At 69.1% G+C, this 14,094-nt stretch carries 13 protein-coding genes; 9 read left to right on the top strand and 4 right to left on the bottom strand.

Going from position 1 to position 14,094, the window contains the following annotated elements; all coding sequences use genetic code 11:
• Positions 1-2: 2 nt before the first annotated feature.
• From A6745_RS26620 to A6745_RS26595, 6 genes are all read left to right on the top strand, one after another.
• Complete coding sequence (locus A6745_RS26620) at positions 3-1,781, top strand: TolC family protein (RefSeq protein ID WP_231886095.1); 1,779 nt, start codon at positions 3-5, stop codon at positions 1,779-1,781.
• 10 nt (positions 1,782-1,791) lie between these two features.
• Positions 1,792-2,649 (top strand): efflux RND transporter periplasmic adaptor subunit, encoded by an 858-nt coding sequence (locus A6745_RS26615; protein ID WP_082853315.1) that lies wholly within the window; start codon positions 1,792-1,794, stop codon positions 2,647-2,649.
• Between the two features lie 46 nt (positions 2,650-2,695).
• Complete coding sequence (locus tag A6745_RS26610; protein ID WP_066134297.1) at positions 2,696-4,066, top strand: efflux RND transporter periplasmic adaptor subunit; 1,371 nt, start codon at positions 2,696-2,698, stop codon at positions 4,064-4,066.
• 44 nt (positions 4,067-4,110) lie between these two features.
• Complete coding sequence (locus A6745_RS26605; RefSeq protein WP_082853314.1) at positions 4,111-6,324, top strand: HlyD family secretion protein; 2,214 nt, start codon at positions 4,111-4,113, stop codon at positions 6,322-6,324.
• Positions 6,325-6,454: 130 nt separating this feature from the next.
• Positions 6,455-7,051 (top strand): biliverdin-producing heme oxygenase, encoded by a 597-nt coding sequence (locus tag A6745_RS26600; RefSeq protein WP_066134294.1) that lies wholly within the window; start codon positions 6,455-6,457, stop codon positions 7,049-7,051.
• Positions 7,048-7,617, top strand: a complete 570-nt coding sequence (locus A6745_RS26595; protein ID WP_231886094.1) for a YbaN family protein — start codon at positions 7,048-7,050, stop codon at positions 7,615-7,617. The genes A6745_RS26600 and A6745_RS26595 overlap by 4 nt, the downstream gene beginning before the upstream one ends.
• Before the next feature lie 75 nt (positions 7,618-7,692).
• On the opposite strand, the gene rlmD is transcribed toward A6745_RS26595, so the two are convergent.
• From rlmD to A6745_RS26580, 3 genes are all read right to left on the bottom strand, one after another.
• Positions 7,693-9,135, bottom strand: a complete 1,443-nt coding sequence (rlmD, locus tag A6745_RS26590) for a 23S rRNA (uracil(1939)-C(5))-methyltransferase RlmD (RefSeq protein ID WP_066134291.1) — start codon at positions 9,133-9,135, stop codon at positions 7,693-7,695.
• A gap of 91 nt (positions 9,136-9,226) precedes the next feature.
• The gene (locus tag A6745_RS26585) at positions 9,227-9,769 is read right to left on the bottom strand and encodes a rhodanese family protein (protein WP_066134288.1); all 543 of its coding nucleotides are present in this window, start codon (positions 9,767-9,769) and stop codon (positions 9,227-9,229) included.
• A 27-nt stretch (positions 9,770-9,796) separates the two neighbouring features.
• Positions 9,797-10,102: an ArsR/SmtB family transcription factor gene (locus tag A6745_RS26580; protein WP_066134284.1), complete on the bottom strand. Its 306-nt coding sequence runs from the start codon at positions 10,100-10,102 to the stop codon at positions 9,797-9,799.
• 78 nt (positions 10,103-10,180) lie between these two features.
• On the opposite strand from A6745_RS26580, the gene A6745_RS26575 reads away from it, so the two are divergent.
• On the top strand, positions 10,181-11,092 hold the full coding sequence (locus A6745_RS26575) for an MBL fold metallo-hydrolase (protein ID WP_066134280.1): 912 nt from the start codon (positions 10,181-10,183) through the stop codon (positions 11,090-11,092).
• Between the two features lie 36 nt (positions 11,093-11,128).
• Here the strand turns inward: A6745_RS26575 and A6745_RS26570 are convergent, their stop codons facing one another.
• Complete coding sequence (locus tag A6745_RS26570) at positions 11,129-11,899, bottom strand: TorF family putative porin (protein ID WP_066134277.1); 771 nt, start codon at positions 11,897-11,899, stop codon at positions 11,129-11,131.
• Between the two features lie 340 nt (positions 11,900-12,239).
• On the opposite strand from A6745_RS26570, the gene A6745_RS26565 reads away from it, so the two are divergent.
• Both A6745_RS26565 and A6745_RS26560 read left to right on the top strand, forming a co-directional pair.
• Positions 12,240-13,355 carry a porin gene (locus A6745_RS26565; RefSeq protein ID WP_066134274.1) on the top strand — a complete coding sequence of 372 codons (1,116 nt, stop codon included), beginning with the start codon at positions 12,240-12,242 and terminating at the stop codon, positions 13,353-13,355.
• A gap of 2 nt (positions 13,356-13,357) precedes the next feature.
• Positions 13,358-14,062, top strand: a complete 705-nt coding sequence (locus tag A6745_RS26560) for an ABC transporter ATP-binding protein (protein ID WP_066134271.1) — start codon at positions 13,358-13,360, stop codon at positions 14,060-14,062.
• Positions 14,063-14,094 lie beyond the last annotated feature (32 nt).

Here is a 14,094-nt window from a genome sequence, read left to right as displayed (position 1 = left end):
ACATGACCTCCCTCGATCGTTCCGAGATGCCCTCCAAGCGCCGCAGCGTGCGCTTCGCCCTGACCGTGGGGGCCGCCGCCGTGCTGGCCGGCTGCGCCGTCGCCCCGCCCGAGCAGCTCAGCACGCAGGACCTGCTGCAGCTGGACCGCAGCGACCGCGGCGCCATGTTCGCCGCGCAGGAGCCCGTGACCGGTCCCATCACGCTGGACGAGGCCATCGCCCGCGCCGTGAAGTACAACCTGCAGCAGCGCCTGGCGCTGATGGAGCGCGCGCTGGAAGACAACCTGGTCGACGTGCAGAAGCAGGGCATGCTGCCCAAGCTGACCGCCCGCGCCGGCCTGCGCACCCGCAGCAACGACTACGGCTCATCCAGCGAGTCGCTGAGCACCGGCACGCAGTCGCTGGTGCCCTCGACCAGCCAGGAGCGCCATGGCGAAAGCGCCGACCTGCAACTGAGCTGGAACGTGCTGGACTTCGGGCTGAGCTACTTCGGCGCCAAGGCGCAGGGCAACAAGGCGCTGGCCGCCGAGGAGCGCCGCCGCCGCGTGGTGGCCGACATCATCCGCCAGACCCGCACCGCCTACTGGAACGCAGTGACGGCCGAACGCCTGAAGGGCCAGGTCAGCTCGACGCTGGCCGAGGCCCGCCAGACGCTGGACTACGCCCGTCAGACCGAACAGAAGCGCCTGGTCGCCCCCATCGTGGCACTGCGCTATCAGCGCGATCTGCTGAACATGGTGCGCCAGACGGAAGCGCTGGACAACGACCTGGCCCAGGCCCGCGCGAAGCTGGCCGCGCTGATGAACCTGCCACCGGCCACCGACTTCACACTGGCCGCGCCGGATGCCGCGCAGCAGGACGCGCCGCGCCTGGCCTACGAGCTGAACGACCTGGAAGCACTGGCCATGGTGCACCGCCCCGAGCTGCGCGAGGAAAGCTACCTGGCCCGCAATGCCGTGCTGGAAACCCGCATGTCGCTGCTGCGCCTGTTCCCGAACGCCTCGCTGTTCGGCGGCCTGAACTACGACAGCAACAAGTACCTGGTGAACAACAACTGGGCCGATGCCGGCGTGCAGGTCAGCTGGAACCTGCTGGGCCTGCTGTCGCTGCCGTCCATCAACCGGGCCGGCGAAGCGCGCGAGGACGTCGCCCAGTTGCGCCGCCAGGCCCTGCGCATGAGCGTGCTCAGCCAGGTGCACATCGCCTGGCTGGAACGCCAGCGCGCCGAGGCCGCCTTCCAGCGCGCCAAAGAACTGTCGCGCCTGCAGGACGCCATCCAGGTGCAGACCGAGAACGCCGCGCGCAGCAATGCCGAGACGCACCTGGAACTGGTGCGGGCCAAGGTCGAGACCCTGCTGGCCACCCGGGCGCGTGATCTCAGCTACGCCGAACTGGTCAACGCGCAGAACACTGTCTACCAGGCCGCGGGTATCGATCCCCTGCCCGAGCGCATCACCGGCGACACGCTGGCCAGCCTGGCGCAAGACATCGCCGAGACCAACCGCAAGATCGAACGCGGCCACATCGACGTGCCGCGCCTGCAGGCCGACGCCAACTCCGCTGGGATCCAGGCGGCGTCGGCCGCCACCGAGCCGGTGACCGTCGCCGTGGCCGAGCCCGCCCCAAAACCCCGCGCAACCGCACTGCGCACGGTCACGGGCACGCCGTGGAGCAGCCTGGGTTCGCTGTCAGGCGCCAGGCAATCCGTGGCTCCCACGGCCGTCAGCGCGACCGCCGTGCCGGCCGGCGCGGTGCAAACGCAATCCGTCAATGTGCGCTGAGGCCCGGACCATGCCTTTGCGCGATACCCGCCGGGCTTTGCCCGGCACGCTGCGCGCCAGTGTGGCGCAGGCCGCCCTGGCCTGCCTGGCGTTGAACGCTTCGGCTCAGGCCCAGACGCCTGACGCCCCGCCCGCGGCGGCGGGCATGCCTCCGGCCTACGCGGCCTCGGTCCTGGCCCCCATGTCCGCCATGGGAGACACCGGCAGCGCGCGCGCGCAGCTGGTCGCCAGCCAGCGGGCCCTGCTGTCCAGCGAGCTGGCCGGCAAGATCGCCAGCGTGCCGTTTCGCGACGGCCAGTCCTTCAAGAAAGGCGATGTGCTGATCTCGTACGACTGCGCGCTGAACCGCGCGCGCCTGGAGCGCGCCGTGCAGGCCGAAGGCGCCGCGCACAAGAAGCTGGCGGTGGCCGAGCAGTTGGAAAAGCTGTCGTCGATCAGCCGCGCCGACGTCGACCAGGCCCGCGCCGGCGTCGCCGTCTCGCGCGCCGAGACCGGCGTGGAACGCGTCATGGTCAACCGCTGCACCGTCACCGCGCCCTATGCCGGCCGCGTCGGCGAGGCCTTCGTGCGCCCGCTGGAAAGCGTGGCCGAGGGCAAGGAACTGCTGAGCATCTACGACAACAGCGCCTTCGAGCTGGAAACCATCGTGCCCTCGCGCTGGCTGGCCTGGCTGAAGACCGGTTATCCGATGCATATCACGGTGGACGAGACGGGCCGCACCTACCAGGCCGTGGTGGCGCGCATCGCCGGCACGGTCGATCCGGTCAGCCAGTCGGTGAAAGTGGTGGGCCGCCTGGACGGCAAGACTGCCGCCGACCTGCTGCCCGGCATGAGCGGCAACGTGCGCATCGATCCGCCCAAACCTTGAATCCCTCTTTGAATCGCGGCGCCGACTCTCGGCCCCCTAGGCAAGCATGAGCAATACCCCGCGCGAAACCCTGCTGGCCACGTTGTTGCAGCTGGAACAGCGCGCACGCGCCTGCGCCACCACGCAGGACCTGGCGTTCCTGATGGTCAACGACACGCACGCCCTGGCGCCCTATCGCCAGGCGGTGCTGTGGCGGGCGGGCAATGGCGCGGACGGCGTGATAGAAGCCCTGTCCGGCCTGGCCGTGCCCGAACGCAACGCGCCGTTCAACGTCTGGCTGGCCGCGCTGCTGGCGCGCCGGATAGGCCAGGATGGCGGCGCGCGGACCGGCACGCTGGCGCCCGACGCGAACGAACACGCCATGTGGTCGGAACACTTGCCGCCCCACGCCTGGCTGCTGCCCTTGGCGCTGGACGAAGCGGCCGCGCCCAGCGCCGCCCTGCTGCTGGTGCGCGACACGCCCTGGGCTCCCCGTGAAACCACCGTGCTGTCGGTGCTGGCCGATGCCTATGCGCATGCCTGGCGGGCCCTGCAGCCCGCCTCGGCGCGTCCGTGCGGGCCGGGTTCATGGTGGGCGCGGCTGCGCCATGGCAAGGGCCGCTCGCGCTGGTGGCTGGCGCTGGGCGTGGCGGCCCTGTTGCTGCTGGCGGTGCCGGTGCGCCAGTCGGTGCTGGCGCCCGCCGAAATCGTGGCGCGCGCGCCCATGGCGGTACGCGCCCCGCTGCAAGGCGTGGTCGACCGGATCGCCGTCGCGCCGAACCAGATCGTGCAGAAGGGCCAGTTGCTGGCCGCGCTGGATGCCCGCGAACTGACGGCCAAGCTGGAAACCGCGCGCCAGTCGCTGGCCGTGGCGGACGCCGAGTTGCGCCAGACCCAGCAGCAGGCCCTGTACGACGAGCGCAGCAAGGCCGCGCTGGCGCTGGCCCAGGGCAAGCGCGGCCAGGCCGCCAGCGACGTCGACTACGTCGAGCAGGCCCTGGCCCGCACGCAGTTGCACGCCGAGCGCGATGGCATCGCGCTGTTCGACGACCCCGCCGACTGGGTCGGCAAGCCCGTGGCGCTGGGTGAGCGCATCATGCTGGTAGCCGACCCCAAGGACGCGGAACTGGAAATCCAGTTGCCCGTGGCCGACGCCATCGATCTGCCCGACCAGGCCGACGTGCGGCTGTTCCTGAACGCCGCGCCGGCCTCGCCGCTGCCGGCGACGCTGCTGCGCGTGGGCTATCGCGCCAGCCCCACGTCCGACGGCACCCTAGCCTACCGCGTGCGTGCGCGGCTGGATGGCGTCGATGAACAGGATCCCGCGCCGCGCATCGGGCTGAAGGGCACGGCCAAGTTGTATGGCCAGCGCACGCCCTTGTTCGCCTATCTGCTGCGCCGTCCGCTGGCCAGCCTGCGCGTGTGGCTGGGCGTATGACGCCGTCCGCCACGCCGATGCCGGCTGCTGGAGGAGCAGCCGGGATGGCCGCCAGCGCGGCGGCACCGCAAAAGGCGGCCCCGCTGCCACCGCTACGCGAAGAACTGCTGCTGCACGAGGCCCCCCGCAATCACGACGGCTCGCCCGCCTGGACGCTGGAGGATCCCGGCCGCGCCCAGTTCTTCCAGATCGGCTGGGCCGAGGCCGAGATGCTGGCGCGCTGGCACCTGGGCGATGCCCGGGCCATCGCCAGCGCGATCGCCACGGACACCGCATTGCCGCTGCTCGTGGACGACGTCAACGATTTCGCGCAGTTCCTGCAGGCCAACAGCCTGGTGCAGGCGCGCGGCCCGCAGGCCATCGCGCGCTACCGCCGCGAAGCCCAGGCGCGGCGCGGCGGCCACTGGCTGAAGGGCCTGATCCACCACTACCTGTTCTTCCGCATCCCGCTGGTGCGGCCCGACGCCTTCCTGTCGCGCACGCTGCCGTGGGTGCGCCAAACGTTCTACACACGCGGCTTCACGCTGCTGACCGCCGCGGCCGGCCTGCTGGGCCTGTTCCTGGCCGCCCGCCAGTGGGACGAGTTCCTGCACACCTTCCTGCACTTCTTCACGCTGGAAGGCGCGCTGACGGCCGGCCTGGCGCTGGCCGCCACCAAGGTGCTGCACGAACTGGGCCATGCCTACACCGCCAAGTACCATGGCTGCCGCGTCGCGACCATGGGTGTCGCCTTCATGGTGATGTGGCCGGTGCTGTACACGGACACCTCGGGTGCATGGCGGTTGGCCAGCCGCAGACGGCGCATGTCCATCGGCGCGGCCGGCATGCTGGCCGAGACCGCCCTGGCCGCCTGGGCCACGCTGGCATGGAGCTTCCTGCCCGACGGCATGCTGCGCAGCACGGCCTTCACACTTGCCACCACCACCTGGCTGCTGACGCTGGCGGTGAACCTGAATCCGCTGATGCGCTTCGACGGCTATTTCCTGATCGCCGACGCGCTGAACGTCCCCAATCTGCAGAACCGCGCGTTCGCGCTGGGCCGCTGGCGGCTGCGCGAATGGCTGTTCGCCCTGGGCGATCCCCGGCCCGAGGTGTTCGCGCCCTGGCGCGAGCGCGCGCTGCTGGTGTATGCGTTCTGCGTGTGGGTGTACCGCTTCTTCCTGTTTCTGGGCATCGCCGTGCTGGTCTATCACATGGCGTTCAAAGTGTTGGGCATTGTCTTGTTCGCCATCGAAATCGTCGCCTTCGTGCTGCGCCCCATCTATACCGAACTGCGCGCGTGGCGCGAACGCCTGACGGCCCGGGACGGCACGGACTGGAACCGCCGCACCCGTATCACGGCGGGCATCGCGTTGCTGCTGGTGCTGGCCGCCGCGGTGCCCTGGCGCAACCGCGTGGAAGCGCCCGCGCTGCTGCGCGCGGCCGAGCAGGCACGGCTGGTGGCCCCTGCCGGCGCGCGGATCGACCGCATCGATGCCCTGCCCGGCATGACGGTGAAAGCCGGCGATGCGCTGTTCACGCTGCACGCCCCCGACCTGGCGCACGAACGCGACAGTCTGGCCCAGCGCATCCGCGTGCTGCAATGGCAGCAATCGTTTCAGGCGATGCGCCAGGATAGCGGCGCGGCCGTCCCCGTGGCGCAGCGCGAACTGCAGGCCGCGCGCGACCGCTATGCCGTGCTGTCGCGCCAACAAGCGCAGTTGACGATCCGCGCCCCGTTCGACGGCACCGTCGCCGAGCTGGCCGAGCCGCTGGCCGCCGGCGAATGGGTGGGCGAAGGCGAATGGCTGGCCACGCTGGCCGCGCCACGACAGGCGGTAGTGGAAGCCTACGCCGCCGAGGAAGACTTGCATCGCCTGCACCGGGACGGCGCGGCGCGCTTCCTGCCGGAAGATCCCGGCGTCGGCGCCATCGACCTGCGCGTGGACGAGATTGCCGCCACGGCCACGCGGCGCTTGTCCGCCGCGCCGGAGCTGGCCTCGGTGCACGGCGGCGGACTGGCCGCGGTGCACGGCGGCGGACTGGCCGCGGTGCGCGCGCCAGCGCCCAGCCACCGGGCCGATGCCGATGCGCAGGACCTGACGCCGGAACACGCGGTCTACCGCATCCTGCTGCGCCCCGCCAGCGACGCCGCCACGGCCCTGCCACGCCTGCAGGCCCTGCGCGGCACCGCCATCATCGATGGCGAGGCCGAAAGCCTGCTGGCGCGCGCCTGGCGCCGCGCCACGGCCGTGCTGGTGCGCGAGTCGGGCTTCTGATTCACATGGAAACTTGCCCTGCACTCTTAATCAACTTTAACGTGTCAAGCGTACGGGGCTACGGAATAATGAAAATCATCCTCGGTGCCATCGGCCCGATCCGCTACTCCTCTCATTGCATCGCACGATCATGATCACCGAAACCCTCGAACGCCTGTCGCTGTCGCAGCGCCTGAAGACCGAAACCGCCGCGCAGCATGAACGCATGCACCAGTTGATGGAACGCGCCGCGCCGTTCGACAGCCGCGAAGCCTATGCCGGCTTCGTCACGGCGCAGTACCTGTTCCAGCGCGACGTCGAGCACCTGTTCCAGGATGCCGCCCTGCAGACCGCCGTGCCCGACCTGGCCGTGCGTGGCCGCGAGACCGCCGCGCTGGACGATCTGCGCGACCTGGGCGCCCCCGCGCCGCAGGAAGGCGCCGTCGCCAGCCAGGGCGTGACCATGCCCGAAGGCCTGGGCTGGCTGTACGTGTCCGAAGGCTCGACGCTGGGCGCCGCCTTCCTGTTCAAGGAAGTGCAGGCCAAGCTGGGCCTGTCCGCCGAATTCGGCGCGCGCAACCTGGCCGCCTACCCCGAAGGCCGCGCCATCGTATGGCGCCGCTTCGTGCAGGCGCTGGACAGCGACGACATCAGCGCCGACGAACACGACGCCGTGATCGCGGGCGCCCATGCCGCCTACAATCGCTTCGGCCAACTGCTCGAACGCCACTTCAATCTTTCCGCATGACCTCCCGCTCGGCCGATTCCATGATGCAGGCCGGTTCCCGGCCCGCCCTGCCGGCCGAGATCCGCCCCCCCGTACCTGCCGCCCTGCGGGCTGCCATGTCCGTCAATGGAAATGCCGCCACGCTGGCCACGCCTGGCGCGACGCACGCCGCTGCGCACGCCGCTGCGCACGCCTACAAAGGCGTACGCAAACCCTGGCAGCGCGTGCTGCTGATGGCCCTGGCGGGCCTGTGCATCTGCCTGGCCATCATCGGCGTGTTCGTCCCCGGCCTGCCCAGCACCGAATTCGTGCTGCTGGCCGCCTGGGCTTCCGCGCGCAGCTCGCCGCGCCTGCACGCATGGCTGCACAATCACAGGTGGTTCGGGCCGATGCTGCACAACTGGCACAACGGCCGCCGTCTCGCCCGCAGCGCCAAGATCGCGGCCACGGTGTCCATGTCGGTGTGCGCGGTCATCATGTTCCACACCATCCCGCACGCCTGGGTGGTCTGGCCCGCCTGGATCTGCATGGCCTGCGTGCTGGCCTGGCTGTGGTCCCGGCCCGAAGCCGCGCGTGCAGCCGCGTAGGCCGAGGACAGGACGCCTCATTCTGAACGGCCCTGGAAGATTGGAGAGGATCCGGTCTTCCAGGGCCGTTGTCGGTTACGCCGCTGCGGCAGCAGCGGCCTCGGCCTTCGCCGCCGCCTTCTCCGCCGCAATCGTGGCTTCAAGCGCGGCCGCCGCCACCCGCTTCTGCTCGGCATCCGCCTGGGCGGCCAGCACGGTGGCTTCGTCGCGGGACTCGAACACCGCGATCGATTCGACGTGCCCCGTGTGCGGGAACATGTTGATCACGCCCGCGCTGAGCATGGCATAGCCGCCCTCGTGGACCATGATGGACGCGTCGCGCGCCAGCGTGGACGGGTTACAGGACACGTAGACGATGCGCTTGGGCCGTTCGGCCGGCGACAGCAGCGACAGGGCCTGCGCCACGGCATGCGCGCCCTCGCGCGGCGGATCGATCAGCATGCGGTCGAAGTAGCCCAGGCCGCGCAGCCACTGCGCGTCGACCTCGAACAGGTTCAGCGTGGCGAAGCGGGTGGTGTCCTGCAAGCCGTGGTCGCGGGCCGCCTGCATGGCGCGGTCGGTCAGCGTCTTGCTGCCTTCCACGCCCACGGCCTCGCGGGCGCGCGTGGCCAGCGGCAACGTGAAGTTGCCCAGGCCACAGAACAGGTCGGCGATGCGATCGGTGGGCTGCGGCTCCAGCAGCGTCAGCGCGCGCGAGATCATCGCCCGGTTGATGGCGTGATTGACCTGCGTGAAGTCGGTGGGACGATACGGCATGCGCAGGCCGAACTCGGGCAGCGTATAGGACAGCGCGTCGACGTGCTCGGGCTCCAGCGGCTGCACGGTTTCCGGGCCCTTGGATTGCAGCCACCATTGCACGCCGTGCCTGTCCGCGAAGGCCCGCAGCAAGGCGATGTCGCCATCGGTCAGGGGCAGCAGATGGCGCAGCACCAGCACGGTCACCGAGTCGCCCAGCGCCACTTCGATCTGCGGCATGCGGGTGGGCTCGGACATGCTGGCGATCAGCGCGCGCAACGGCAGCAGCAAGGCGCTGACGGACTTCGGCAGCACGTGGCATTCGCGCATGTCGGCCACGTAGCTGCTCTTGCGTTCGTGAAAACCCACCAGCACCCCGCCCTTCTTGGGCACCACGCGCACCGACAGGCGCGCGCGGTAGCGGTAGCCCCACGTCGGGCCATGCAGCGGCGGCAGCACGCGCGCCGGGCGCAGCCTGCCGATGTGCCAGAAGGTGTCTTCCAGCGAGCGCTGCTTGATGGCCACCTGGGCCGAGGGTTCCAGGTGCTGCATGGCGCAGCCGCCACAGACGCCGAAATGCGGGCAGCGCGGCACGACGCGCTGCGACGACGGCGTCAGCACGGTCTCGACGCGCGCGATCTCGTAGGAGGGCTTGCGCCGCACCGGCACGGTGGTGACGCGCTCGCCGGGCAGCGCGCCCTCTACGAACACGACCTTGCCATCGCGGCGGGCAATGCCCCGGGCTTCCAGGTCCAGGGACTCGATTTTCAGTACGTCGGACATCTCTTGCGGGCGATCCAGGTTTTTCGGGCAACCCGGCATTATAAGAAGTGTCGGTAGCGCCGGCCGCGGAGGCATGACGAACGCGGCCCCCTCACCCGGCGTGGCCGGCTCGGCCGTCCGTCGCGGCCCGGTTCCAGGGCATGCGCATCAGCAGGCGAGCCATCCCGCAGAAGCCGGATACGCCGGCGAACACCAGGCCGGCGCCGACGGCGCCCGACAGCACATGGAACCAAGGCGAGACGAACGCGCCCAGCACGGCGCCCGACAGGACCAGGGCCCCCGCCACGATCTGGACCTGGCGCTGCAACGGGATCGGCTGCGACGCATCCGTCACCACGGGCAGCCCGGCCCGCTTCCAGGCATCGAGCCCGCCTTCCAGCACGTACGCCTGGCCCGACACGCATGCACGCAACGCCTGCGCATTGGCCCGGGTGCGGTTGCCGGACTGGCAATGGAAGATGACGCCCGCGGCGGCGTCCAGCGGCGCGGCGCCGCTCAGGCGTTCCATGCCGACATGGCGCGCCGCCGCGATGCGCACGCGCGCATGCTCGTCCGCCGCGCGAATGTCGATCAGCAAGGCGCCCTGATGGACGAGCTGGCTGGCCTCTTGGGGGGAAAGGGGTTTCAAGGACATGATGAACGACTCCGACCGATCAGGGTTTCAGGGGCAGAAAATGGTCTTGAGCGTGCCGATGAGCGTGGCGACGTCGGGATTGTCGATGCGGTAATACAGCGTCTGGGCCTGCCGGCGGAACGTCACCAGGCCTTCTTCGCGCATCTTGGCCAGATGCTGGGACAGCGCGGATTGGCTCAGGTCAACGTGTTCGTGCAACGCGCCGACCGTCATTTCGCCATGCTCGATCAACAGGCATAGCGTCAGCAGGCGATGCTCGTTGCCCACCGTGCGCAACAGGGCCGCCGCCCGGGCGGCCGCTTCGCGGAGAAACTGCGTCTCATCCATCAACATCTCTGTTTATTTCGTATTTTCTAATTTAGCATAGACTAATATAAACACACCACCCCACTGTCTTTCCAAGGACCCGCCATGTCCTCTCGCGCTGACATCCAGGCCTTCTTCGACGAAGCCACCCACACGGTGAGCTATCTGGTTTCCGATCCATCCTCCCGCCAGGCCGCCATCATCGACCCGGTGCTGGATTACGACCACCGCAGCGGCCAGGCATCCATGGCATCGGCGGATTGCATCCTGGCCGCCGCCCAATCCATGGGACTGCGGGTGGTGTGGATTCTCGAGACCCATGCGCATGCGGACCACCTGAGCGCGGCGCCTTATCTCAAACGGCGCACCGGGGCGGCCGTTGCCATCGGCGAACACATCCGCGAGGTGCAGCGGGTACTCGGTCCCGTATTCAACCTGACTGACCTCTCTGGAGACGGCAGCGAGTTCGACCGGTTGTTCCGCGACGGCGAAATCTTTTCCATCGGCACGCTGAGCGTGGAAGTGCTGCATACGCCGGGACACACGCCGGCCTGCGTGTCCTACCGCATCGGCGACGCGGTGTTCGTCGGAGACACCCTGTTCATGCCGGACTACGGCACGGCTCGCGCCGATTTTCCCGGCGGCAGCGCCCATGCGCTGTACCGGTCGATACGCCGGCTGCTGGCGTTGCCGCCGCAGACCCGCCTGTTCACCTGCCACGACTACCAGGCGCAGGGACGCACGGTGTACGCCTGGGAATCGACTGTCGCCGAGCAGCGGCAGCACAACGTGCACGTGCGTGATGGCATCGACGCCGAGGCCTTCGCGCAAATGCGCCAGTCTCGCGACGCCGCCCTCCCGATGCCTGCGCTGCTGCTGCCCGCCATCCAGGTCAACCTCCGCGCGGGACGATTGCCGCGGGCCGAAGCCAACGGCGTACGCTACCTCAAGATCCCCATTGCCTTGGCGCAGGAAGACCAGGCAGGTGTTGCCGAAAAAAAACCGGCCGTCCCTTGAGACAGCCGGCCCAAACAAGCACTGCCGGAAAAAGAATCAGAACGTGCGCGCCACCGAGAACACGGCGCCCAGGCGGCCGGACGGATGGCCGTACTTGGTCGGCAGCCAGTTGTCCTTGTTGGCGCCCACGGCGGCCAGGCCCACGACCCAGCCCTTCAGGTCCTTGGTGACGCCCAGCTTGTAGTCGACGTAGCCATTGATCTTCTCGCCGTCGGCGGTGTACTGCACGCCGCCCTTCAGGCGCTGGTAGCCCACGTGGCCGACCAGCCCCCAGCCGTCGCCCAGGTCGTACGTGCCGCTGGCGTCCAGGTACCAGGTGCCGCTGGTGTCGGGCGCGCCGAAGAAGTCGCCGGGCGTGTACGAGTACTTCAGCGAGTAGGTCTTGTAGGTCAGGCCGACATACAGATCGGTGTTGTTGATGTTGCCGCCGCTCTTGGCGGACGAGGAGCCGGGATAGTAGTAATGCAGCACGCCGACGTCGGCGCCCCAGTCGCCGGCCAGCGCGCCGCGCCAGCCACCGTAGAAGTCCATCTCGAGATTGCCTTCGTTGATCACGAAGTCGGACACGTTCGAGTTCCAGTTGCCCAGGTAGAAGCCCGAGCTGTGGGTGATGTCGAAGCCCAATTGCGCCGCGGGCCGGAAATCGGTCTGCGAAAAGCCGCGGAACCGGTAATCGTTGACGATCGTGGCGTTGCCGCTCAGGGAAAAGCCGGCGCCGAGGTCGGTCGGGTCGGCATGCACGACGGGCGATACCGCACATGCGGCGGCAGCCAGGGAGAGCGAGTAGGCAAGCAGCGTCTTCTTCATGAGTACGTTCCTGAGGCGATTGGAATAGGGATAAGGGCAGGCTCCAGATGCCCTGCAGGCCGGATACGAATGGATAGGTTCGTTATCAGCTTGATAAGGAATAAGCACATTCCGTGCCAACTTTTTTCTCAAGGTTTCAGGGCCGGGTGGACCGCCATGCGCACCGGTTTGGCCCGGCAGACGCCCTGCGCCGGCGCAGCCGCCGCACCGCGGCGGTGCAGAAAAGGCGTTGCCGCCCCGTCCCGGCGCGTACAGGCGCCGCACAGAAAACCGTCACGCGCCTGTAGCACCTGCTTTCTACACTTCCGGCTCCGATCAAATCCCAAAGAGGATCCAACCTGTGAAGTACTCCCTCCGCATTGCGGCGGCTGGCACCTGCCTGTCCGCTATCTCCCTCTCCTCCCCTGCCGTGGCGGCCGACGCCGCCTCCGTCCAGCTGTATGGGCTGATCGACACCGGCATCGAGTACGCCAACCATGGTCCGCAAGGCGGCTCGCACATCGATGCGGGCGCCGGCAACTGGTTCGGCTCGCGCTGGGGCCTGCGCGGCACCGAAGACCTGGGCGGCGGCACCAAGACCGTGTTCGCCCTGGAAAGCGGCTTCAGCAGCACCACCGGCAGCTCGCTGCAAGGCAGCCGCCTGTTCGGCCGCCAGGCCTACGTCGGCCTGTCCGACAAGACCTGGGGCGAGCTGACGCTGGGCCGCCACAACACGCTCATGATCGACTGGATGAGCAAGTTCAACCCGTACAACAACTCGAATTTCGGCGGCAAGGACGTGGATCCCGCGTTCTCCGACCGCATGGACAACTCGGCCAAGTACACGAAGAAGTTCGGCGCCGTCACCCTCGGCGCCTACTACAGCTTCGGCTTCAACAACGACCAGGACTGGACCGACAAGGCACGTGGCCGCATGGTCGGCCTGGGCCTGCGCTACAGCGCCGACGGCCTGACCGCCGCCGTGCTCTACCACAGCAAGCGCGCCGACGCGCCCAAGGCCCCCGCCACCAGCGACAACCGCGAAGACCGCATCCTGGCCGGCATCTCGTACAAGATCACCGACTTCACGTTCTACGGCGGCTACCGCTGGCTCGACCAGGAGCTGACCTCGCGCAGCTACGTCAGCCACCTGTTCTGGGCCGGCATCACCTATCGTCCGGTGAAGGACACGCGCCTGTCGGCCGTGGTCTACCACGAGCGTGGCACGGCCTGCGACAACATGAACGTGGGCACCTGCCCGGCCGTGCAGCAGGCCGGCCGCGACCAGCATCCGTCGCTGATCACGCTGGGCGCCGAATACGACCTGTCCAAGCGCACCACGCTCTACAGCCTGGCCTCGTATGCCATCAACGGCAACGGCTCGTCGGTCAGCGTGCTGGGCGGCAAGTACGGCGTGAACGTCGAACCCGGCCGCAACCAGCTGGGCGGCGCGGTCGGCATCGTCCACCGCTTCTGACCATGGCACAGGCCGACACCGCCGCCTGCGACATCGTCGTGCGCGGCCTGCGGCACGCCATCGGCGGCCAGGCCGTGCTCGACGGCATCGACCTGGACGTGCCGGCAGGCACCGTGCTGGCGCTGCTGGGCCCGTCGGGCTGCGGCAAGAGCACGCTGCTCAAGGCGCTGGCCGGCCTGCTGCGCCCCGATGCGGGGCGCATCGCGCTGGCCGGCCGCACCGTCTGCGATGACGGCGTGCACGAGGCCCCCGAGCGCCGCGGCCTGGGCATGGTGTTCCAGGACTATGCGCTGTGGCCGCACCTGAGCGTGTCGCAGAACGTGGCGTTCCCGCTGCAGATGCGCCGCGTGCCGCGCGCCGAGCGCGGCGCGCGCGTCTACGAGGCGCTCGCGCTGGTGGGCCTGGAAGGCCTGGCCGACCGCCGTCCCAGCGACCTGTCCGGCGGCCAGCAGCAGCGCGTGGCGCTGGCTCGCGCCGTCGTCGCGCGGCCCCGCCTGCTGCTGTTCGACGAGCCGCTGTCCAACCTGGACAAGATGCTGCGCGCCACGCTGTGCACCGAGATCGGCGCCTTGCTGGCGCGGCTGGGCACCACGGCCGTCTACGTCACGCACGACCATGAAGAGGCGCATGCGCTGGCCCACCGCATCGCGCGGATGGCCCACGGCCGCATCGCCGAGACCGTATCCAATCATCCCGAGTCTGCATAAAATGAATTTCCGTAAATCCTTCCCTAAAAAAC

The organism is Bordetella ansorpii (genome assembly GCF_900078705.1).
GTDB lineage: Bacteria > Pseudomonadota > Gammaproteobacteria > Burkholderiales > Burkholderiaceae_B > Bordetella > Bordetella ansorpii_A.
The sequence above is the reverse complement of the archived record's forward strand: the minus strand, read 5'-3'. Positions and strand labels throughout refer to the sequence as shown.